Origin of the sequence: Streptomyces sp. NPDC050263 (assembly GCF_040655955.1) — a bacterium.
GTDB lineage: Bacteria > Actinomycetota > Actinomycetes > Streptomycetales > Streptomycetaceae > Streptomyces.
In genome coordinates, this window is record NZ_JBFAKW010000110.1 from 1 (window position 1) to 21089 (window position 21089).

Sequence of the window (21089 nt, forward strand, 5' to 3'; positions counted from 1 at the left end):
GAGGGCACCCCCGGTCGGGGGTGCCCTCCACGCGTCACAGGGGTTCGTCGCCTCGTCAGTTGGGCTGCCCGATCGGCCGGACGACGACGGTGTTGACGTCGACGCCCGCAGGCTGCCGGATCGCCCACACGACGGAGTCCGCGATCTGGTCGGCGGTCAGCAACTGCCCGGGCGGCAGGCTGCCGTAGCTGTCCCAGAACGGGGTCTCCACCCGGCCGGGCGCGATCAGCGTCACGCCGACGCCCCACTCGGTGACCTGGCGGCGGGTGTTCTCCGCGAGACCGGTCACCGCCCACTTCGTCGCCCCGTAGATGTTGCCCGGGGTGGGCACGAAGCCGGCCACACTGCCGATCAGCACGATCCGTCCGCGGGTCTCCTTCAGCGCGTCGATCGACGCCCGGATGAGCAGTGCGGGGCCGAGGACGTTCGTCAGCACCATGTCGGTCCAGCCGGACGGGTCGCCCTCGGCGACCGAGTCGTGGGTGGCGGTCCCCGCGTTGGCGACGACCGTATCCAGTCGACCGTATTCCTTGAGCGTACGGTCGACCGCCGACTGTATGCAGTCGTAGTCGGCGGCGTTCCCGGCAACCGTCAGCAGCCCCTCCGGCTCACCGAGTTCCACGGCGAAGGCGCGCAGCCGCTCCTCTCCGCGCCCGGTGACGGTGACCCGGTACCCCGCGTCCAGCAGCTGCCGCGCGACAGCGGCACCGATTCCGCTGCCGCCGCCGGTGATCAATGCGACCGGAGAATCCGGTGCGCCGGAAGAGTTGGTCATGGCGTGCCCCCATAGCGTTGCCAGCGATACCTGCGTTGCCCGTTACCTGCGTCGTCTCACCCGAGGTGAGTGGCGCGGCACGCAGTTCATCACTTGGAGCGTTCTCCAAGTCAAGCCTCGCCAGGCGGCCTTGGCCCCAGGACCGGGACCAAGATCAGGACCAGGACCAGGACCAGGACCAGCACCAGCACCAGCACCAGCACCAGCACCAGCACCAGCACCAGCACCAGCACCGAGTCATGCACGCTGTTGCTAAACCGGTTTCACGGCCGTGTGCACCGTGTGCGCCGCCAGCACGAACATGTCCGCCCTGCGGTGCACGCCCGCCTCGTCCTGCGGGTCGAGCAGCCGGTCCAGCGTGGCGCGGTCGTCGGCGTCCAGGGTGTCGCCGAAGCCGTCCCGCAGCCGGGACAGGGACACGGCGATGTAGTCGCGGGCCCGGTCGGAGGCGGGGGCCGGCAGGTCGAGGAGGAAGCTGCGGGTGCGGGAGTGTTTCAGGCCGGCCGCGCCGAGCAGAGCCGCCCAGTCCTCGGTCTCGGCGACGGATCCGGGCAGTTCGGCCCGCATCCGCGCGAACCACTCCTCCTGTAGCGCGTCGAGCCGCGCCTCCAGGCCGGGCCGTCCGAAGCCGAGGTCGCGTGGCAGGAACCGGGGCGGCAGTCCGCCCTCCATGATCGCCAGCGTTCCGCCGGGCGCGAGCCGCTCCGCGAAGGCCGTCAGGGCGGCACGCTGGTCGCCCAGGTGATGCAGGCTGCGGCCGGCCCACAGCAGATCGGCCGGGTACTCCAACTCGTCGAGCACACCGGGGAGTTCACCGGTCAGGGTGCCGAAGCGGTCGCCGTACCCGAGCCGGTCGGCACGCTGCCGCGCGCGCTCCAGCAACGGCCCGGAACCGTCGACCGCCATGACCCGCGCACCGGAGAACGTCTCGGCGAACAGACAGGAGACGACCCCGGGACCACTGCCGAGGTCCACGATCAGCCCCGGCTCGGTCACCTCCTTGCCGAGCCAGGACAGGGCCCGCTCGTACAGGGGCGTGAACAGTTCGGCCTGCGCTTCCAGGTGCGGGGCCATCTCGGCCCAGTCGATGTCGGTGCCGTGACCGTGCGCATGGCCGTGATTCTGACCGTGCGCACGGCCCTGGTCATGGCCCTGGTCATGGCCCTGCTTCTGTCCGTGGTTCTGTCCGTGGGTGTGCTGGTCGCCGTGCGATTCGTGTGGGTGGTGAGCCATGGTGTTCAGCCTCTCGTCCGGTGTGCTGTCAGCGTGCGCCGACGCACCGCCCGAGGGCCACTCATGTTGCCGGGACAGCAAAAATCAGGATGCGGACAGCAAGCCGATTCGCCGAGGCCGAGGAACGGGAACCGCTCGGCGGCGGAACGAGCGATCCGCCGAGGTCCGGCCCGAAAGAGCCGACCGACCCCGGCGGATCACCGTCACTTCACCTTCACCTCACCGTCGTGCGGATCGGCTGACCGGCCTACAGCGGCGGGTACGCGTTCTGCATCAGCTGCTGGAACTGGGCCGAGAACCAGTGTCCGGACAGCGGGGCGTTCGCGAGCGAGCCGGACATGTTGTTGCCGTTGCGCGGGTTGCCCGTGTACGTGGGGTCGCACATCCGGTCGAAGCCCTTGCCCTCGTCGTTCGCGATGGCGGAGCTGGAACCGTCGGACTCGCCCGGCGGCTTCATCCACACGTACGCGTCGATCCCGGTGGCCGGTGCGGCCTGCGGGCGCTCGCCGAGGCCCGCGCCGGACTGGTTGCACCAGTTGCCGATGTGGATGCGCCGGTCGTAACGGCCGCCGTCGACATAGGTGTCCACGCTGGTCGTCGCACCCGGACCGGCGGGCCGGGCGGTGCCGCCCCAGCCGTTGCGGGAGGTGTCGATCAGCATGCCGATGTTCGACCTGAAGCCGCTCGAGACCAGCTGGTTGCGGAAGGCCTGGGCGTACGACAGCTCGTCGACGTAACGGTTCCAGTCCACCCACTTGGACTCGCGGACCGACTTGCCGGCCACGGAGTCGTTGATGGTGAAGTTGTTCTCCTTCAGGGCGCTGTAGTTCGCCGTGTTGGTGATGAAGCCGTGCACGTCGTCGACGGTCGCGCCCTCGGCGGTGGCGGCCTGGTAGAAGAGCTGGGCGGAGGGGGCGAAGTTGTCGTCCCAGCCGAGCCAGCCGTGGTGACCGGCGTCGATGTAGTTGTAGACGTTGGGGATCGCGCCGAGCTTGTCCAGCGCGTAGCCGACGCCCTTCACGTAGTTGCCGTTGGCCTTCATGGTGTCGCAGGCCGCCGTGGCGGTGGGCCGACTGCCGGTGTTGGTGACGAGGTTCGGCAGCGAGTCGATCTCGATGGTCGTGACGATGCGCAGGCCGGCGTACTTGCTGTCGGCGAGGATCGTCGCGATCGGGTCGACGAACTGCGTCTTGTACTTGTCGATCTCCGTCGGGCCGAGTTCGCCGTTGGAGGCGAGGGCCGCGCAGTCCCGCCCGGGAAGGTCGTAGACGACCAGCTGGACGACTTCCTCGCCGCTGCCCTTCTGGGCGAGGGCCGCGTCCAGGTGGGCGCGCAGACCCATGCCGCCGTTCACGCCGTTGATGGCGGCGATGCGGTCGAGCCAGACACCGGTGGGCTGGTTGGAGATGCGGCTGCCGCCCGTCTCGGCCGCGGCCTTCGCCGACCACTCGGGGTTCACGTACACCTTGGCGCCGGCGTAGGGGTTGTCGACCTTGGTGGACGGAGTGCCGGGGTCGGTCGGGCCCGGGTCGGTGGGTCCGCCGGTGCCGCTGTCGACGTTGCAGGTCACACCGTCGAGCGTGAAGGTGGTCGGGATCGCGTTGGTGCCGCTGTACGAGGCCTGGAACCCGAAGCTGACCGAACCGCCGGTCGCCAGCGTGCCGTTGTAGGTCTCGTTGTTTGCGGTGACCGCCGTACCGGACTGGGTGATCTTCGCGTTCCAGCCGTTGGTGACCGCCTGATTGCCGGCGTACGCCCACTTCACCGACCAACTCGACTTGGCAGCTGAGTTGTTGGTCACGGTGACTGCGGCGGTGAAGCCGGTGCTCCACTGGTTCTGCACCTGGTAGGCGACGGTGCACGGGATGGCGGCGATGCTCGAATCGCCGGGGACGACCGCGAGCGCCGTCCCGGAGGCGCCGGCGACCAGCGCCAACGCGGCGAGTACCGCTGTTCTGCTACGGCTCATGAGTGCGGGTTTCCTTCTTGGTTGAGGGTGCTGTCCGTTCCTTCGTTGGTTCCGTTCGCGGTTTCTGTTCTCTGGTCCAGTTCTCTGGTCCAGTTCTCTGGTCCAGAGAACTGGTCCAGTTCTCTGGCTCTGTTCGGTAGCTCTGTTCGGTAGCTCTGTTCGGTGGCTCTGTTCGGTGGATCCGCGGGTGGCCGGCCGCTCCCGGCCGGTGGGTCCGCCGAGGGGCCTACCGGTACGTCCCGCCGGTGGCGCCTATCCGTCGAGTGCGCGCAGGTGGTCGCGCAGGCCCGTGCCGTATGCCGTGGGCGTCCCGTCGTAGCCCGAGATCAGGGACGGACCGGTGGAACAGTCCCAGGTGTTCCAGGTCCAGCCCAGGTAGGACAGGCCGCGGTCGTCGAACCACTTCATGACCTGGTCGACGAAACCGTGTGAGCAGGTGTTCTCACCGATCTCCCCCGCCACGAGCGGTACTTGGGCCGCGACCGGGGCGAGTGTGGAGTTCCAGCAGCTTTCGTCGGCGCAGCTGTTGAAGTTGTAGACGTGGTACGCGGCGGCGAGATTGCCGGTCGGGTCGGTCGGCTTGTACGTCAGCCACTGGCCGAGGTCGTTCGAGTACGCGAGCCCGCCGGCCAGGATCACGTTCTTGGCGCCGGTGGACCGTATGGAGTCGACGAGATCCTGCATACCGGCGACCTCATACCCGATGCCGGGGCAGGTGCCGCCGTCCCGCCAGCACTGCCACGCCTGGGTGATCGTCGAGGTGGCGCGGTCCGGATAGGGCTCGTTGAAAAGGTCGAACACGACGGTCTGGTCGTTCTTGAAGGTGTTGGCCACCGAGGTCCAGAACGACGGGGTGTACTGCATGTCGGGCATCGGCTTCTGACAGCTGGCGTGCACGTCGGAGCAGCCGGCCGAGTTTCCCGTGTACTGGCCGTAGTTCCAGTGCAGTTCGACGACCGGCGTCATGCCGTGTGCCTTGACGCGGGCCACCAGGTCCTTGACAGCGTTGACGTAATTGGAGCCGCCGTAGGCGGAGTTGATGTTCGAGAGACCCAGCCAGCACTCTTCGTTGAGCGGGATGCGGACGGTGTTGACGTTCCAGTCGGCGATCGCCTGGACGGCGGCGTCGTCGACGGGTCCGTCCCAGATGCCGCGCCCCTGTACGCACATGAACTCGCCGCCCGAGCGGTTCACGCCGAGCAGGCGGCGGGTCTGTCCGTCGGCGTCCACGAGCTTGTTGCCCAAGACGTGCAGCACGGGCGGCTGGTCACCGGTGTCCGGCGGGTCGGTCGACGGCGGCGCGGTCGGAGTGGGGGTGGCTGTGGGGGTGGGGGTGGGGGTGGCCGTGGGGGTCGGTGTAGAGGTGGGGGTGGGGGTCGGTTCCGTGTCGACGTTGCAGGTCGTGCCGTTGAGCTTGAACGTCGTCGGTACGGTGTTCGCCCCCGACTTCGAGGCGATGAAACCCGCGTTGACGCTCGCGCCGGTGCCCAGGGAGCCGTTCCAGCTCTCGTTCACGGCGGTGACGGTCGTGCCGGACTGGGACCACTTGCCGTTCCAGCCCTGGGTGGCCTTCTGACCGTTCGCGAAGTCGAAGGCAAGGCTCCAACTGCTCACGGCCGCCGCGTTGTTGGTGATCCTCACGGCACCCTGGAAGCCGGCGTCCCACTGGCTGGTGACGGAGTACTCCACCGTGCACGCGGGCGTGGCTCCCTGCGCCGCAACGACCGGTAACAGGGCGCCCGCGACGAGGGCGACCGTGCCGGCGACGGCTAAAAAAATTGAACGCGGGGGGTGTCGCATGAGCGACTCCTTGCAGCTCAGGCGCGTCGTGGCGGACGCGTCGACTGATGGAACCGCTCCCACTGGTGTCTCGAAGCTAGCGCCAAGCGCTGGCAAAGAACAGGGGAGTCGCTGACTTTCCCTCAACTTCTGACGTCGAATCTTTTCGACTCTTCAAGCACCTTGACCGCGTTCACCCCCGTCCTCACTATGGGAGCGCTCCCACTGGTTCAAGGCTTGTTGCTCCTCCCCCCCCTTCTCCGAGCCGCAAGGAGGAACCAGCACCATGGATCCCTCACGCAGACGCCGCGGGGCGCGGCGCCTGTGGACCGCCGTCGTGGCGGCCCTCGCGCTTCCCCTCGCCATGCTGAGCTCGAGTTCAACTCCCGCACAGGCAGCCGCACTTCAGTGCAGCGTGGACTACAAGACCAACGACTGGGGCTCCGGGTTCACCGCGGATCTGACCCTCACCAACCGGGGCACCGACCCGATCAGCGGCTGGGCCCTGACGTATTCCTACGCGGGCAACCAGAAGCTGACGAACGGCTGGAACGGCAGCTGGTCGCAGTCCGGTCAGCAGATCACGGTGAACAACGCCACCTACAACGGGACGATCGCGGTCGGCGCGGCGGTCAACACCGGCGCGCAGTTCACCTACAGCGGGACGAACGCCGCGCCCACGAGCTTCGCGATCAACGGCACCGCCTGCGTCGGAGCACATCAGCCGCCGGTCACCGTGCTGACCAGCCCGGCCTCGGGCGCCGTCTACACGCAAGGGGACGCGGTGCCGCTCGCGGCGACCGCCGCGGCCGCCGACAGCGCGACGATCACCAAGATCGAGTTCTACGACGACACGGCCCTGCTGGGCACGGACACGAGCTCGCCGTACTCCCTGTCCGCTCCTGGATTGTCCGTGGGCAGCCACTCCCTGGTCGCCAAGGCCTACGACAGCCTGGGCGCGTCGGCGTCGTCGACACCGGTCGGCATCACGGTCGCCTCGGGACCGGCCGTGGTCGCCTCCGCGAACCAACTGGCCGTGCAGCAGGGCAAGTCGGGCACCTACTCACTGAAGCTGTCGACCCAGCCGTCGGCGAATGTGACCGTCACGACCGCCCGCACCTCCGGTAACACGGGGCTGACGGTGACCGGCGGCGCGAGCCTCACCTTCACACCGTCGAACTGGTCCGCCGCCCAGAACGTGACCATCACCGCCGACGCCTCCGGCACGGGCGCCGCGACCTTCGAGTCGACGGCCACCGGGCATGCGAAAGCCTCGGTCACGGCCACCGAGATCGCGGGCGCAAAGGCGTACGACGCCCGGTTCCTCGAGCTGTACGGCAAGATCACCAACCCGGCAAACGGTTACTTCTCCCCCGAGGGCATCCCCTACCACTCGGTCGAGACGCTGATCGTCGAGGCCCCGGACCAGGGCCACGAGACCACGTCGGAGGCCTACAGCTACCTTCTCTGGCTGCAGGCCATGTACGGGAAGATCACCGGCGACTGGACCAAGTTCAACGGCGCCTGGGACATCATGGAGAAGTTCATGATCCCCACCCACGCCGACCAGCCGACCAACTCCTTCTACAACGCCTCCAAGCCGGCGACGTACGCGCCCGAGCTGGACACTCCGAACGAGTATCCGGCGAGGCTGGACACCGGTGTGTCGGTCGGATCGGATCCGATAGCCGGTGAACTGAAGACTGCATACGGTACGGACGACGTCTACGGTATGCACTGGCTCCAGGACGTCGACAACACCTACGGCTACGGCAACGCGCCGGGCAAGTGCGAGGCAGGTCCGACGGACACCGGGCCTTCGTACATCAACACCTTCCAGCGCGGCGCGCAGGAATCGGTGTGGGAGACGGTGCCGCAGCCGACCTGCGACGCCTTCAAGTACGGCGGCACGAACGGCTATCTGGACCTGTTCACCGGTGACGCCTCCTACGCCAAGCAATGGAAGTTCACCAACGCCCCGGACGCCGACGCGCGGGCCGTGCAGGCCGCGTACTGGGCGGACGTCTGGGCCAAGGCGCAGGGCAAGGGCAGTGACGTTTCCGCGACCGTCGGCAAGGCCGCGAAGATGGGCGACTACCTGCGCTACTCGATGTACGACAAGTACTTCAAGAAGATCGGCAACTGTGTCGGACCGACCGCCTGCGCGGCCGGCACCGGCAAGGACGCCTCGCACTATCTGATGTCCTGGTACTACGCCTGGGGCGGGGCCACGGACACCAGTGCGGGCTGGGCCTGGCGCATCGGCTCCAGTCACACCCACGGCGGCTATCAGAACCCCCTGGCCGCCTACGCCCTCAGCAGTTACGCCGACCTGAAGCCCAAGTCGACGACAGGACAGGCGGATTGGGCAAAGTCGCTCGGCCGTCAGCTGGAGTTCTACCGCTGGCTGCAGTCCAGCGAGGGCGCCATCGCGGGCGGCGCGACCAACAGTTGGGCGGGCCGCTACGCGACTCCCCCGACCGGTACGTCGACCTTCTACGGCATGTACTACGACCAGCAGCCCGTCTACCACGACCCGCCGTCCAACCAGTGGTTCGGCTTCCAGGCGTGGTCGATGGAGCGGGTCGCCGAGTACTACCAGCAGACGGGGAACGCGAGCGCCAAGGCGGTCCTCGACAAGTGGGTCGACTGGGCGCTGTCCAAGACCACGATCAACCCGGACGGCACCTTCCGGATCCCCTCCACCCTCCAGTGGTCGGGTCAGCCCGACACCTGGAACGCGTCAAGTCCCGGCGCTAACACGGGACTTCACGTCACCGTCGCCGACTACACCAACGACGTCGGCGTGGCCGCCGCGTACGCCAAGACCCTGACGTACTACGCCGCCAAGTCCGGTGACACGGAGGCGAAGACGACCGCCAAGGCGCTCCTGGACGGCATGTGGACCAATAACCAGGACGCCCTCGGCATCGCGGTCCCCGAGACCCGCGCCGACTACAACCGCTTCGACGACGGCGTGTACGTCCCGAGCGGCTGGAGCGGCACGATGCCGAACGGCGACACGATCAACTCCTCCTCGACCTTCGCCTCGCTGCGCTCGTTCTACGAGAGCGACCCGGCCTGGTCGAAGATCGAGAGCTATCTCGCGGGCGGAGCCGCGCCCATGTTCACGTACCACCGTTTCTGGGCCCAGGCGGACATCGCCCTGGCCATGGGCTCGTACGCGGAGCTACTCGAATAGCCCCCGCCGGGCACTCCGCGGGTCGGGCGGTTCATGTCTGCGGACCGTGTGTGGCTGGTCGCGCAGTTCCCCGCGCCCCTGAAGGGGCGCGGTACCGTACCGCTCTTTCGCGGAGTCGCCCGAAGCTCCGTGTACGCGGTCCCGTCACCTGACGACGGGGCCCGGCCGGGCGGCCCCCACCCGCACAGGGGGCCGCCCGGCAGTCGCACGTCCCCGTGTCCCGCGCACTCCCCCGCGCTCCCGGCACCGATCTCCCTCCCGCACCGTTTCCTCCCGCACAGATCTCCTCCCACATGGCTTCGCGAGGAAGGACCCCCACCGTGCGAAGAACCCGCATCCTCACGGCCGTACTGGCGCTCGCCGCCGGCCTGATCGCGGGCGGCCCGCCCGCGCTGGCGACGGACAGCCCCGAGGCGACACCGGCCGCAGAGTCGTACGCCTGGAAGAACGTCCGGATCGACGGCGGCGGCTTCGTGCCGGGCATCGTCTTCAACCGCAAGGAGAAGAATCTCGCCTACGCGCGCACCGACATCGGCGGCGCGTACCGCTGGCAGGAGTCGAGCAAGACCTGGACGCCGCTGCTGGACCCGGTCGGCTGGGCGGACTGGGGGCACACCGGCGTGGTGAGCCTGGCCTCCGACTCCGCCGATCCGAACAGGGTGTACGCGGCGGTCGGCACGTACACCAACAGCTGGGACCCGGGGAACGGGGCCGTGCTGCGCTCCGCCGACCGGGGCGCGAGCTGGCAGAAGACGAACCTGCCGTTCAAGCTGGGCGGCAACATGCCCGGCCGGGGCATGGGTGAACGCCTCGCGGTCGACCCGAACAGGAACAGCGTGCTGTATCTGGGCGCGCCGAGCGGCAAGGGGCTGTGGCGGTCGACGGACTCGGGCGTCACCTGGGCACAGGTGACGAACTTCCCCAACGTCGGCAACTACCAGCAGGATCCGACGGACACCAGCGGATACGCCTCCGACAACCAGGGGATCGTCTGGGTCACCTTCGACGAGTCCACGGGGACGTCCGGCAACGCGACGAAGACGATCTACGTCGGGGTGGCGGACAAGGACAACGCGGTGTACCGCTCGGCGGACGCCGGCGCGACCTGGACGCGGGTGGCCGGGCAGCCGACGGGCCAGCTGGCGCACAAGGGTGTACTGGATACCGTCAACGGCTATCTGTATATCGCATACAGCGACAAGGGCGGGCCGTACGACGGCGGCAAGGGCCGGCTGTGGCGGTATGCGACGGCGACCGGGACCTGGACGGACATCAGCCCGGTGGCGGAGGCCGACACGTACTACGGCTTCAGCGGGCTGACGGTGGACCGTCAGAAGCCGGGCACCGTCATGGCCACCGCGTACAGCTCCTGGTGGCCGGACACCCAGATCTTCCGCTCGACGGACAGCGGCGGCGCCTGGACGAAGGCGTGGGACTACACGTCGTATCCCAACCGTGCGAACCGGTACACGATGGACGTCTCCTCGTCGCCCTGGCTGACCTGGGGCGCGAATCCCTCGCCTCCCGAGCAGACGCCCAAACTCGGCTGGATGACCGAGGCATTGGAGATCGACCCGTTCAACTCCAGCCGGATGATGTACGGGACGGGCGCGACGATCTACGGGACGGAGAACCTGGCCGACTGGGACAGCGGCGGCCAGTTCACGATCAAGCCGATGGTGCAGGGGCTCGAGGAGACGGCGGTCCTCGACATCGCCGCTCCCCCGTCCGGCGCCCCGCTGCTCAGCGCGCTGGGGGACATCGGCGGCTTCCGCCACACGGACCTGACGAAGGTGCCGTCGATGATGTTCACCTCGCCGAACTTCACGTCCACGACGAGCCTGGACTACGCCGAGACGAACCCGAACACGGTGGTCCGGGTCGGCAATCTGGACTCCGGGCCGCATGTGGCGTTCTCGACGGACAACGGCGCCAACTGGTGGGCGGGGTCGGACCCTTCGGGCGTCAGCGGCGGTGGGACGGTCGCCGCGGCGGCGGACGGCAGCCGCTTCGTGTGGAGCCCGGCGGGCACCGGCGTGCAGTACACAACCGGTTTCGGAACCTCGTGGCAGGCGTCGAGCGGGATCCCGTCCGGCGCGATCGTGGAGTCGGACCGGGTCGACCCCAAGGTCTTCTACGGCTTCAAGTCGGGCAAGTTCTATGTGAGTTCGGACGGTGGGGCGACCTTCACCGTGTCCGCGGCGACCGGCCTGCCCGCCGGGGACAGCGTGCGTTTCAAGGCGCTGCCGGGCACCAAGGGCGACGTCTGGCTGGCCGGCGGGGCGAGTGACGGGGCGTACGGGCTGTGGCACTCCACCGACTCCGGCGCGACCTTCGCGAAGCTGTCGACCGTCGAGCAGGCAGACACGATCGGCTTCGGGAAGGCGGCGGCGGGCGCCTCGTACCAGACGCTGTACACCAGCGCGAAGGTCGCCGGCGTCCGCGGGATCTTCCGCTCCACGGACAAGGGCGTGACGTGGACCCGCGTCAACGACGATGCCCACCAGTGGGGTTGGACGGGAGGGGCGATCACGGGCGACCCGAGGGTGTACGGGCGCGTCTACGTCTCGACGAACGGCCGGGGCGTCGTCTACGGGGACACCTCCGACACGAGCGGCGGGGGCGGGGGCACGGATCCGACGGACCCTGCGGATCCCACCGACCCCACCGACCCCACCGACCCCACCGACCCCACCGACCCGACTCCGACCGGTGCCTGCGCGGTGACGTACGCGATCACCAACCAGTGGTCCGGCGGCTTCCAGGCGGATGTGAGACTCGCCAACACCGGCACGAGCGCATGGTCCGGCTGGAGCCTCAACTGGGCCTTCCCGAACGGCCAGACCGTCTCCCAGCTCTGGAACGCCGACTACACACAGTCGGGTTCGACGGTGACGGCGAAGAACATCGGCTGGAACGCCGACGTGGCGGCCGGCTCGTCCGTGAGCTTCGGCTTCACGGGCAGTTGGTCGGGCACGAACGCGAAACCGACGGCGTTCAAACTGGGTGATCAGAGCTGCACGGTGAGTTGAACCCGGCCCCGGTCAACCGGATGATTTCGTTCAGCGCCACGACCGAGTTCTCGCTCATACGATCGATCCTGCCTCCACCCAGGGGGCGGGAGAGCTTGGAGGGGAACATGGGAGTGTCCAGACGTGCCCTGTTGGGCTATTCGAGTTCGGCCGCGGCAGGCGCGGTCCTCGCGTCCGCCGGCCCGGCCCAGGCCGAGGCCGAGACCTCGGCCGCGGCCGCGGGGAGCGGCGTCGCCGAGCAGGCCTCCGAGACGGAGACGGACCCGGACTGGGGCTGGAACATCCCGTTCGGTGGGGTCACCCCGCCCGGCCCGGAGGACGGGAGCATCGCCATGACCTTCAAAATCGACTTCATGCACTCGCCCACGGCACAGAAGGTCACCGCGCTGGATGTCGCCAACGCCATCAACGAGCTGATCACCTCTCGCGGTTGGCCCGCCATCCAGTTCTACGGGCACGTGCCCCAGGCCCTGAACTGATCTGCCGCAGACCCGCGTCGAGGCCCCGCCCCGCCGCTCCGGGCGGGGCCTCGGCACGTCCCGTCAGGGCGTGTACACCGTCGGCCTGGGCGCCGTCGCCATCCCGTTGCCGAGGAAGAAGCTCGGGTGCGGCGGTTGATTGTACGCAGTGTTCTGCCAGGCCAGCCCGGTCCGGTACATCGTGTCGTGGAGCAGCGTCGTGATCTTCGTGGTCGTCTCGATCGGGGTCGAGTAGATCCTCAGCGCCGTGTTGTCCGACGTGGGCCAGACGACCTCCTCGCGCCAGTCGCCGAGGATGTCGCCGGACAGGGACGGGGTGGCCTTGGTGCTGTTGTTGGAGTGGACGCCCGAACCGGTCAGCAGACGGGTGTCCGAGGACGTGCCGTACTTGTCGACGTGGGTGCCGTCGAGGAGCTCACGGACGGGGTCGGCGTCCCACCAGGAAAGGAAGTTGACCGAGGACGGTTCGCGGCCCTTCGTCGCGCCCGCCTCGTCGCGGATCGAGGAGTCGGAGGCCGACCAGACCTCGGCTCCGTCGTTGCCCGCCCAGATGTCGCCGGCGACTCCGCGGCCGTTGTCGCAGCAGGCGGCTATGGACCAGTTGACCGCGCCGTTCGCCGGGTTGATGTACAGCTCGGCGGGCTGGGACGTCGACTCCGAGACCTTGAAGTACTCCAGGCCGGCGTGCGAGGGGTCCAGGTCGCCGAGGTGCTGGGCGTCGCCGTGGCCGGTCTTCGTCGTCCACAGACCGTTTCCGTTGTCGTCGACCGCCATCGCGCCGTAGACGATCTCGTCCTTGCCGTCACCGTCGACGTCCCCGACGGAGAGGCTGTGGGAGCCCTGGCCGTCGTAGCCCTTGCCGGTGTTGGTGGAGGAGGAGCTGTCGAAGGTCCAGCGGCGGGTGAAGGAACCGTTGCGCCAGTCCCAGGCCGCGATCACCGTGCGCGTGTAGTAGCCCCGCGCCATGATCAACGACGGTCGTGCGCCGTCCAGGTAAGCGGTTCCCGCGAGGAAGCGGTCGACGCGGTTCCCGTACGAGTCGCCCCAGGACGAGACCGTGCCGCGGGCCGGGACGTAGTCGACGGACTGCATCGCCCTGCCGGTCCGGCCGTTGAACATGGTCAGGTACTCGGGGCCGGACAGCACATAGCCGCTGGAGTTGCGGTAGTCGGCGGAGGAACTGCCGATCACCGTGCCGGCGCCGTCCACCGTGCCGTCGGCGGTCTTGGTCGCGATCTCGGCCTTGCCGTCGCCGTCGTAGTCGTACACCTGGAACTGTGTGTAGTGGGCGCCGGAGCGGATGTTGCGGCCCAGATCGACGCGCCACAGCCGGGTTCCGTCGAGCTTGACGCCGTCGAGGATCGTGTTTCCGGTGTAGCCGGACTGGGAGTTGTCCTTGGCGTTGGTCGGCTGCCACTTCAGGACGATGTCCAGAGCGCCGTCGCCGTCCAGGTCGCCGACGGAGGCGTCGTTGGCCTCGTAGGTGTAGGCGACGCCGTCGGGGGTCGTGCCGCCGGCGGGCGGGGAGATGGGAACGTCCTTGTAACCGGTGCGCAGTTGGACCGCATGAACGGAGTCCGCCTGCTCGACGCCGCCCACGATCGCCCGGATCGTGTAGTCGGCCTGGGCGGGCGCGCCGGAGTGGAAGTAGTTGGTGGAACCGGTGATCGGGGTCGAGTTGACCAACGCACCGGCCCGGTAGACGTTGAAGGAGACGTCGTTCGGGTCGGTGCCGAGCCAGCGCCAGCTGACCAGGTTGCCGCTGTCGGTGTGGACGCTGACGACGCCCCGGTCCAGCTTCTCGACCTGGCGGGCGGTGGCGGCCTCGGCCGTGCCGGCGCCGGTGCCGAGTGCGGTCAGGCCGGCGGCGACGAGGGTCGCCGCCGCCGTCACCGCCGAGAAGAGGGCGGCGTGGCGTCTGCGGTGCTTGTACGGGTGCTGCACGGGACGAACCTCCAGAGAGGACGGGCGGGCTCCGCACTCAGTCGCCGCTGCCCCGCGCCGAGTTGCCGTATCTTTCGGCCAGTTCGACGACCGTGCGGGCCATGCGTTCGCGCAGCTCGGGCGGTTCCAGCACCTCGATGTCCGTGCCCAGGCGCAGGAAATCGCGATGGGCGTGATCGACGGACTCGATCGCAACCGTGGCCAGGGTCCAACCTCGCTCGTCCGGCGGTCCGTTGACCGACTTCGGCAGCCGCACGCCGGGCGCGAGTCGGACGACTGCTTCACCCCGGTGGAGGCGGTCGTGGAAGTCGCGCTGGTACGCCGTCCAGTACGCGGCCAGATCGAAGCCCTCGGGGCGGATGAACTCCTCGTCGGAGAGGGTGAGTTCGAGGATCTGGTCCACGCGGAAGGTTCGCGGGCCCGGACCCGCGACGACGTACCAGCGGCCCGCTTTCAACACCAGGCCGTACGGCTCCAGGCGGCGCTCCACATCGGTGGGTTCGGCCCAGCGGCGGTAGCGGACGTGCAGCACCCGGCTGTTCCACACCGCCTCCGCGACCGCCGCCAGAAACGGCGCCTCCTCCGTCTCCGCGTACCAGCCCGGCGTGTCGAGGTGGAAGCGTCCGCTGATCCGGTCGGCGTGGGCGCGCAGTTCCGGCGGCAGGGCGGCGCGCACCTTCAGCTGGGCGGCGGCGAGGACCGAGCCCAGGCCCAGTTCGGCGGCCGGACCGGGCGCACCGGCGAGGAAGAGGGCCTCGGCTTCAGCCGCGTTCAGCCCGGTCAGGCGGGTGCGGTAGCCGTCGAGCAGGCGATAGCCGCCGGCGTGACCCGCGTCGCCGTACAGCGGGACGCCCGACGCGCTCAGGGCGTCCACGTCCCGGTAGACCGTGCGGACCGAGACCTCCAGCTCCTCGGCGAGCTGGGCGGCGGTCATCCGGCCCCGGGTCTGGAGCAGCAGAAGGATCGAGACGAGTCGGCTGGACTTCACTGACGCAGGGTGTCAGGGAAGCGGGCCTAGCGTCCCGCCATGACCTCGATTTCGACCTCGACCTCGACTGCGACCTCGGCTGTGACCTCGGCTGTGACTTCGGCTGTGACCTCGGCTGTGACTTCGACCTCGGTCTTCGCCGAGAAACTCCTGACCGTGCCGCCGCCCATCGAGGTGGCGGGGCGGTGGATCAAGCGCTACCACGTCACCCGGGACCCTGCGGGCATCGCACCCGAGGTGGCGCGGGCCGCGTACGCGACCCTGCCGCGGCTGCTGCCGGAGCCGGACGGGACCCCGCCGGCCACGTTCGTCGTACTGCACCGGGGCGACGACACGGGCGCCTACCTGAACGCGTACAGCTGGGCGTGGGGCAACGTCCTGCACTTCCGGGGCGCGGCGGCGGGCCAGCCGGTGCTGGGCTGCCCGGACCTCGACCCCACCCACTTCGTCACCCCGGACCGGCCGTGGATCGGCTGTGTCTGGGAGCTGCCGCCGATCCTGCACGAACGGGACGCGTGGGTACGGCACATGCTCGCCCGCGAGGCACCCCGAGTCCCCGATCTTGCGGCCTACTTGGCCGATTCCCTGCCCGAAGGAACCACCGGAGACCGCACATGAGCAGCCCGCACGACTTCGACTTCCTGCACGGCGAGTGGGAGGTCTGCCACCGTCGGCGCACCGACTTCCTCGACCCCGACGGCGAGTGGGAGGAGTTCCCGTCCACGACCCGCTGTTGGCCGTTGTTCGACGGGGCGGCGAACATCGACGAGATCGACATGCCGCACCTCGGGGCGAAGGGACTGACGCTGCGGCTCTTCGACCGGGAGAGCGGCCAGTGGTCGCTGAACTGGTCGTCCAGCGGCAGTGGCAGGCTGTTTCCGCCGGTGATCGGCTGTTTCGGCGGTGGCGGAAACTCCCTCACCGGCTCCGGTGAGGCTCGGCACGACCGTGGTGAGTTCTATGGCGACGACACCCACGACGGCAAGGACGTGCGCGCCCGGTTCATCTGGTCGGGGGTTTCGGAAACGTCCGCCCGCTGGGAGCAGGCCTTCTCGCTGGACGGCGGAGAGACCTGGCTGACCAACTGGGTCATGGACTTCACCCGGCCAGAAACGAACCAGGAACCGGTTTCCGGAACGCCCTCAATGTGAACGCCGGGTCCGGGCGGGGCCGGTCCTGGTCGGGCAGGGCCGCGAGGCGGGCAGCGAAGTCGTCGGCCAGAGGGTGTCCGGGCGGCAGGGTGACGAACCAGCCGCGTCGCAGGTCGGCGATGGCCCGGCGCGGGCTGCGGCCCTGCCCCCGGCCGGGGAAGCGGGCCTGTCCTGCCGGGACCAGGCCGCATCCGACGGCGTACGACTCCACGAGCGCATCGGTGTCGGAGGCCGGCCGGCGCGGACGCGAGGCCAGTACGACATCGATGTCGCTGCCCACGTTGTGCGAGGCGCCCTTGTCCACCGTGGTGACGTACGTCCCGCCGGGGCTCAGCACCCGGGCGCACTCGGCGACGATCCGTCGCGTGTCCACGGGATCCTCGACGAGGTGGAGCAGCCACACGCTGCTGACGACGTCGAACTCCGCGTCCTGAAAGGGGAGTCGGCGGCCGTCGGCGAGGACGACCGCACCGGGCAGCCGGGCGGCGGCGTACCGGGCCATGGCGGGCGCCCGGTCCACGCCCGTCACCCGCAGCCCCGGCCGTCCGGCCGCGAGCCGCCGGGTCACGATGCCCGTGCCGCAGGCGACGTCCAGCAGGCTGCGCGCCTGAACCGGGACGAGGCCGAGGACGCCCTCCGCGGCGGCGGCCGCCCGGGGCTCGCCCCCGCGCGAGATGTCGTAGCGTTCGGCTTCCTTGTCGTAGTCCAGCACGCGCGCTCCCGTTCCGTCGCCGTCGTACCCGTGCCCGTGCCCGCCCCCGTATTCCTGCTCGTCCCCATGACCGTGCCCGTACCGGTACCGCTACCGGTACGGGTCAGTGTGCTCCGTGTGCGGGAGCCACGTCCTCCACGCGACGGGCGAGCTCGAAGTCGAGTCGGGTGACGGCGCCGCCCACGCTGTGGGTGTTCACGGCGAGGGACACCGTGTGGTAGCCGAGGGTGAGCTCGGAGTGGTGGTCGAGCTCCTCCTGGATCCGTGCGACATGCACGACCAGGGCCGTCGCGGCGAAGTGGGAGCCGAGTCGGTACCTGCGGGTGAGGCGGTCGCCGTCCAGGGACCAGCCGGGCAGCTCGGACAGCCGCTCCTCGATCTCCTTCTGCGACAGCGGTTCGACGGTCATGGGCCCGGCTCCCTTCCTGGGCAGCGCATACCTGTCAAGCGTGCCACAGGAGAGCCGCGGCAGCCCTGGTCAGACGGCTTTCCCGAGGTCAGTCAGCCGTGCGTTCCGCGGCCAGGTCGTCCGCGAGCGCGATGATCGTGGCCCGGCCCTCGACCTGCTCCACCCACTCGTGCGGCAGCCCGACGTCGCCGTCCCGGGCGCCGAGGACGTTGCCGCAGATCGAACCCGTGGAGTCGCTGTCGCCGGAGTGGTTCACGGACAGCAGCAGGGCGTCCTCCGCCCGGCGGGTGGCAAGCACCGCGTAGACCCCGATGGCGAGGGCCTCCTCGGCGACCCAGCCGGCGCCCAGCTTCTCCACCTTCTCCGGAGTCGGCTCGCGTTCGGCGGCCAGGTCGAGGGCCTGGTTCAGGGCGGCCGAGGTCTCCTCATGACCGGAGTGGCGGGCCAGCAGCCGCAGAGTGCGCAGGGTCGCACCCTCGACGGACTCCCCCCGCACCAGGTACGCGACGATCGCGGCGAACGCTCCGGCCGCGTAGTAGCCGGTGGGGTGGCCGTGGGTCGTCTGGGCGCAGCGGGCGGCCATCGCGAAGGCCTGATCGGCGGAGCGGTGGGCGAGTCCGAAGGGGGCCGAGCGCATCACCGTCCCGCAGCCCTTGGAGCCGGGGTTGACCGGTCCGGGCGCGCCGCTCAGCTCGGCCCGCGGGTCGGGCACGTACTCCTGGGCGAGCCCGGAGAGACAGGCGTCGCCGGGGGCGCGGCGGGCGTACAGCCAGGGCTCGGCGAGGAGGCCGCCCCGGACCCCGTCGGCCGGTGCCGGCCGGTGCTGGGTCTCCAGCCAGCGTCCGTAGGCCTGGCGCACCAGGGCGGTCTCCGCGCCGCCGATCCCCCTCAGCCGGGCCCGCCGCGCCGCCGTCCGCAGCCCCTCGACGGTGAACAGGGTCATCTGGGTGTCGTCGCTGATCCGGCCGACCACGCCCTCGCCGTCAGGAACGAGGCCGGTCAGGCCGCTGGGGCCGTGGGTCGCGCGGATGCGGTCGAGGGAGGAGAACTCGACGGCGTAGCCGAGGGCGTCACCGAGGGCTCCGCCGAGGAGACAGCCGCGGACCCGGGCGCGGTACACCGCCGCCGACTCCAGGGAGGACTTCCGCCAGTCGTTCATCCGTGCTCGCCTCAACTACGGTCGTACGTATGACCATTGTCCCGACCGATACGGACGCCGCCTCCACCGACCCCGCGGGCCAGGGCGTGGGTCCGCTGCTGCGGGCCTGGCGGGTGCGGCGGCGGATGAGTCAGCTGGAACTGGCGCTGCGCGCCGACTCGTCGGCCCGGCACATCAGTTTCGTCGAGACGGGCCGCTCCCGGCCCAGCGAGGAGATGGTGCTGCGGCTCGCCGAGCACCTCGACGTGCCCGTGCGCGAGCGCAACGCGCTGCTCCTGGCGGCCGGTCACGCCCCCCGTTACCCGCACACCCCGCTGGACGACCCGGCGCTGGACGCGCTGCGCTCGGGCGTGGAGCGGCTGATCCAGGGCTACGAGCCGTATCCGGCGCTGGTGATGGACGCCCGGTACGACGTGGTGGCGGCCAACCGGGGCATCACGATGCTGCTGGACGGCGTCCCGGAGTCGTTGCTCGCGCCCCCGCTCAACGCGATGCGCCTCACCCTCCATCCGCAGGGCCTCGCGCCGCGCATCCGCAACCTGCGGGAGTGGCGCGGCCATCTGCTCGCGCAGATGGAGCGCCAGATCGCTCTGGACCGGTCGGCAGCGCTGCGGGAGTTGTACGAGGAGGTCGCCGGGTATCCGGTCCCCGGGATCCCCGAGAGCCCCCAGATCCCGGGGCTCCCCGGGGCCGCCCCGGCTGTCGAACAGGCCGAGCCCGTGCCGTACTTCGCGCTGCCGATGCGGATCGAGCACGAGGGGCGGACGCTCTCTTTCATCTCGTCCGTCGCCACCTTCAACACCCCGATGGACGTGACCGTCGCCGAGCTGGCCATCGAGACGTTCCTCCCGGCGGACCCCGCCACGGCGAAATATCTTCACGGACTGATGAACTGATGATCCATCAGTGAGAATCCGGGGTAGATTCCGAGATGAATGTTCGACTCCGTTCTCGTGAGATCAAGGCCGGAACGTGTCACACTGGCCCGCGTGCCCGGACGCGTAGGGGAGACGTGGTGTGAGTGAACGACGGCCCGCACCCACGGTGGGCCAGGTAGTACTCGGCAGGCGGCTGCAGGAGTTGCGCGAGGCGGCCGGCCTCGGCCGCGAGGAGGCGGCCCGCGCCCTGCGCGTCGCCGCGGCGACCGTGCGCCGTATGGAGACAGCCGACGTCGCGCTGAAGGTCCCTTATGTACAGGTTCTGTTGGAGACGTACGGCGTCCCCCAGACGGAGGCCGAGGCGTTCGTCTCGCTCACCGAGGAGGCGAACCGGCCCGGCTGGTGGCAGCGTTACCACGACGTGCTGCCGGAGTGGTTCAGCCTGTACGTGAGCCTGGAGGGCGCGGCGCGGCTGATCCGCTCCTACGAGCCGCACTTCGTGCCCGGGCTGCTGCAGACGGAAGGCTACGCACGGGCCGTGCTGGAGGCGGGCACCGTCGGGCGGACGGCCCCGGATTCGCTCGAGCGGCACGTGTCGCTGCGCATGGCCCGGCAACGGCTTCTGGAGGGAGGCGATCCGCCCCACCTGTGGGTGGTGATGGACGAGACGGTGCTGCGCCGCCCGGTGAGCGTCGAACGCGAGGTGATGGCCGAACAGCTCGACCGGCTCGTGGAGTTCGCCGAGCGCGACCGGATCACGCTTCAGGTCTCCGAGTTCGCGGCCGGTCCGCATCCGGGGACGTCCGCGCCGTTCTCGCTGTTCCGTTTCGCCGAGCCGGAGCTGCCCGACATGGTCGTCACCGAGTATCTGACCGGTGCTCTGTATCTCGACGACCGCAAGGAGGTCTCCGCACACCTGGAGGTCCTCGACCACATGACGACCCACGCCGCGTCCGCGCAGCGCACCAAGGAGATCCTGCGGGACGTCCGCGCGAACCTCTGAGTCCGACCTTCCAGGAGCAGCCCCGTCATGACCGGATCCGAGGCAGAGCAGGCCGCCGCCCCCATAGACACCACCAGGCCGCATCCGGCCCGTGTCTACGACTGGTGGCTGGGCGGCAAGGACAACTACCCCGTGGACGAGGAGCTGGCCCGCCGCATCCTCGCGGTGGACGGCACGGTGCTGCGCGGGGCGCGGGCCAACCGCCGGTTCATGCAGCGGGCCGTCCGGGCGGCCGCCGGGGCGGGGCTGCGTCAGTTCCTCGACATCGGCACCGGCATCCCCACCGAGCCCAACCTGCACCAGGTGGCGCAGGGCGTGGCCCCGGCGTCCAAGGTCGTGTAAGGCCCGGGCCAGGCGCAGTTGCGTCGGCCCGGGC

The 21089-nt window shown here is 69.6% G+C and carries 17 protein-coding genes and 1 pseudogene; 8 read left to right on the forward strand and 10 right to left on the reverse strand.

Features of this window, described 5'->3' with window-relative positions; all coding sequences use genetic code 11:
* Nucleotides 1-55: 55 nt before the first annotated feature.
* The 5 genes from AB0J04_RS34815 to AB0J04_RS34835 form a co-directional block, all read right to left on the reverse strand.
* Nucleotides 56-775, reverse strand: coding sequence for an SDR family oxidoreductase (locus AB0J04_RS34815; protein ID WP_363172606.1), 720 nt, complete (start codon nucleotides 773-775; stop codon nucleotides 56-58).
* Nucleotides 776-885: 110 nt separating this feature from the next.
* Entirely contained in the window at nucleotides 886-1020 is a 135-nt protein-coding gene (locus AB0J04_RS34820; RefSeq protein ID WP_363172607.1) for a hypothetical protein, read from the reverse strand.
* A 7-nt stretch (nucleotides 1021-1027) separates the two neighbouring features.
* Nucleotides 1028-2008: a class I SAM-dependent methyltransferase gene (locus tag AB0J04_RS34825; RefSeq protein ID WP_363172608.1), complete on the reverse strand. Its 981-nt coding sequence runs from the start codon at nucleotides 2006-2008 to the stop codon at nucleotides 1028-1030.
* 247 nt (nucleotides 2009-2255) lie between these two features.
* The gene (locus AB0J04_RS34830; RefSeq protein WP_363172609.1) at nucleotides 2256-3977 is read right to left on the reverse strand and encodes a glycoside hydrolase family 6 protein; all 1722 of its coding nucleotides are present in this window, start codon (nucleotides 3975-3977) and stop codon (nucleotides 2256-2258) included.
* Nucleotides 3978-4229: 252 nt separating this feature from the next.
* Nucleotides 4230-5777 carry a cellulase family glycosylhydrolase gene (locus AB0J04_RS34835; protein ID WP_363172610.1) on the reverse strand — a complete coding sequence of 516 codons (1548 nt, stop codon included), beginning with the start codon at nucleotides 5775-5777 and terminating at the stop codon, nucleotides 4230-4232.
* Between the two features lie 265 nt (nucleotides 5778-6042).
* Here AB0J04_RS34835 and AB0J04_RS34840 point away from each other — a divergent pair, with 265 nt between their 5' ends.
* From AB0J04_RS34840 to AB0J04_RS34850, 3 genes are all read left to right on the forward strand, one after another.
* Nucleotides 6043-8958 (forward strand): glycoside hydrolase family 48 protein, encoded by a 2916-nt coding sequence (locus AB0J04_RS34840; protein WP_363172611.1) that lies wholly within the window; start codon nucleotides 6043-6045, stop codon nucleotides 8956-8958.
* 320 nt (nucleotides 8959-9278) lie between these two features.
* Nucleotides 9279-11990, forward strand: coding sequence for a cellulose binding domain-containing protein (locus AB0J04_RS34845; protein WP_363172612.1), 2712 nt, complete (start codon nucleotides 9279-9281; stop codon nucleotides 11988-11990).
* 107 nt (nucleotides 11991-12097) lie between these two features.
* Nucleotides 12098-12469, forward strand: a complete 372-nt coding sequence (locus tag AB0J04_RS34850; protein ID WP_363172613.1) for a hypothetical protein — start codon at nucleotides 12098-12100, stop codon at nucleotides 12467-12469.
* Between the two features lie 63 nt (nucleotides 12470-12532).
* Here AB0J04_RS34850 and AB0J04_RS34855 read toward each other — a convergent pair whose 3' ends face one another.
* Both AB0J04_RS34855 and AB0J04_RS34860 read right to left on the reverse strand, forming a co-directional pair.
* The gene (locus AB0J04_RS34855; RefSeq protein ID WP_363172614.1) at nucleotides 12533-14413 is read right to left on the reverse strand and encodes a rhamnogalacturonan lyase; all 1881 of its coding nucleotides are present in this window, start codon (nucleotides 14411-14413) and stop codon (nucleotides 12533-12535) included.
* Nucleotides 14414-14450: 37 nt separating this feature from the next.
* Entirely contained in the window at nucleotides 14451-15401 is a 951-nt protein-coding gene (locus AB0J04_RS34860; RefSeq protein WP_363172615.1) for a YafY family protein, read from the reverse strand.
* 117 nt (nucleotides 15402-15518) lie between these two features.
* Between AB0J04_RS34860 and AB0J04_RS34865 the strand changes: the two genes are divergently transcribed.
* Together AB0J04_RS34865 and AB0J04_RS34870 are read left to right on the forward strand one after the other, a co-directional pair.
* Nucleotides 15519-16019 carry a hypothetical protein gene (locus AB0J04_RS34865; RefSeq protein ID WP_363172616.1) on the forward strand — a complete coding sequence of 167 codons (501 nt, stop codon included), beginning with the start codon at nucleotides 15519-15521 and terminating at the stop codon, nucleotides 16017-16019.
* On the forward strand, nucleotides 16016-16552 hold the full coding sequence (locus AB0J04_RS34870; protein WP_363172617.1) for a hypothetical protein: 537 nt from the start codon (nucleotides 16016-16018) through the stop codon (nucleotides 16550-16552). The genes AB0J04_RS34865 and AB0J04_RS34870 overlap by 4 nt, the downstream gene beginning before the upstream one ends.
* Here AB0J04_RS34870 and AB0J04_RS34875 read toward each other — a convergent pair.
* The 3 genes from AB0J04_RS34875 to AB0J04_RS34885 form a co-directional block, all read right to left on the reverse strand.
* Complete coding sequence (locus tag AB0J04_RS34875) at nucleotides 16500-17264, reverse strand: class I SAM-dependent methyltransferase (RefSeq protein WP_363172618.1); 765 nt, start codon at nucleotides 17262-17264, stop codon at nucleotides 16500-16502. The genes AB0J04_RS34870 and AB0J04_RS34875 overlap by 53 nt on opposite strands.
* A 103-nt stretch (nucleotides 17265-17367) precedes the next feature.
* Nucleotides 17368-17673, reverse strand: a complete 306-nt coding sequence (locus AB0J04_RS34880; protein WP_363172619.1) for a 4a-hydroxytetrahydrobiopterin dehydratase — start codon at nucleotides 17671-17673, stop codon at nucleotides 17368-17370.
* 88 nt (nucleotides 17674-17761) lie between these two features.
* A complete protein-coding gene (locus AB0J04_RS34885; protein WP_363172620.1) occupies nucleotides 17762-18832 on the reverse strand; it encodes an ADP-ribosylglycohydrolase family protein in 1071 nt (356 codons plus the stop codon).
* A gap of 29 nt (nucleotides 18833-18861) precedes the next feature.
* On the opposite strand from AB0J04_RS34885, the gene AB0J04_RS34890 reads away from it, so the two are divergent.
* From AB0J04_RS34890 to AB0J04_RS34900, 3 genes and pseudogenes are all read left to right on the forward strand, one after another.
* Nucleotides 18862-19728, forward strand: a complete 867-nt coding sequence (locus AB0J04_RS34890; RefSeq protein ID WP_363172621.1) for a helix-turn-helix transcriptional regulator — start codon at nucleotides 18862-18864, stop codon at nucleotides 19726-19728.
* Nucleotides 19729-19849: 121 nt separating this feature from the next.
* The gene (locus tag AB0J04_RS34895; RefSeq protein ID WP_363172622.1) at nucleotides 19850-20713 is read left to right on the forward strand and encodes a helix-turn-helix transcriptional regulator; all 864 of its coding nucleotides are present in this window, start codon (nucleotides 19850-19852) and stop codon (nucleotides 20711-20713) included.
* A 27-nt stretch (nucleotides 20714-20740) separates the two neighbouring features.
* Nucleotides 20741-21052 (forward strand): annotated as a pseudogene (locus tag AB0J04_RS34900) (SAM-dependent methyltransferase); the annotation flags it as partial.
* Nucleotides 21053-21089: the final 37 nt, after the last annotated feature.

Coding starts and splice junctions, on each gene's coding strand:
- AB0J04_RS34830 (WP_363172609.1), bottom strand. CDS start 3,977: ATGAGCCGTAGCAGAACAGCGGTACTCGCCGCGTTGGCGCTGGTCGCC.
- AB0J04_RS34885 (WP_363172620.1), bottom strand. CDS start 18,832: ATGAACGACTGGCGGAAGTCCTCCCTGGAGTCGGCGGCGGTGTACCGC.
- AB0J04_RS34850 (WP_363172613.1), top strand. CDS start 12,098: ATGGGAGTGTCCAGACGTGCCCTGTTGGGCTATTCGAGTTCGGCCGCG.
- AB0J04_RS34880 (WP_363172619.1), bottom strand. CDS start 17,673: ATGACCGTCGAACCGCTGTCGCAGAAGGAGATCGAGGAGCGGCTGTCC.
- AB0J04_RS34835 (WP_363172610.1), bottom strand. CDS start 5,777: ATGCGACACCCCCCGCGTTCAATTTTTTTAGCCGTCGCCGGCACGGTC.
- AB0J04_RS34890 (WP_363172621.1), top strand. CDS start 18,862: ATGACCATTGTCCCGACCGATACGGACGCCGCCTCCACCGACCCCGCG.
- AB0J04_RS34870 (WP_363172617.1), top strand. CDS start 16,016: ATGAGCAGCCCGCACGACTTCGACTTCCTGCACGGCGAGTGGGAGGTC.
- AB0J04_RS34840 (WP_363172611.1), top strand. CDS start 6,043: ATGGATCCCTCACGCAGACGCCGCGGGGCGCGGCGCCTGTGGACCGCC.
- AB0J04_RS34825 (WP_363172608.1), bottom strand. CDS start 2,008: ATGGCTCACCACCCACACGAATCGCACGGCGACCAGCACACCCACGGA.
- AB0J04_RS34815 (WP_363172606.1), bottom strand. CDS start 775: ATGACCAACTCTTCCGGCGCACCGGATTCTCCGGTCGCATTGATCACC.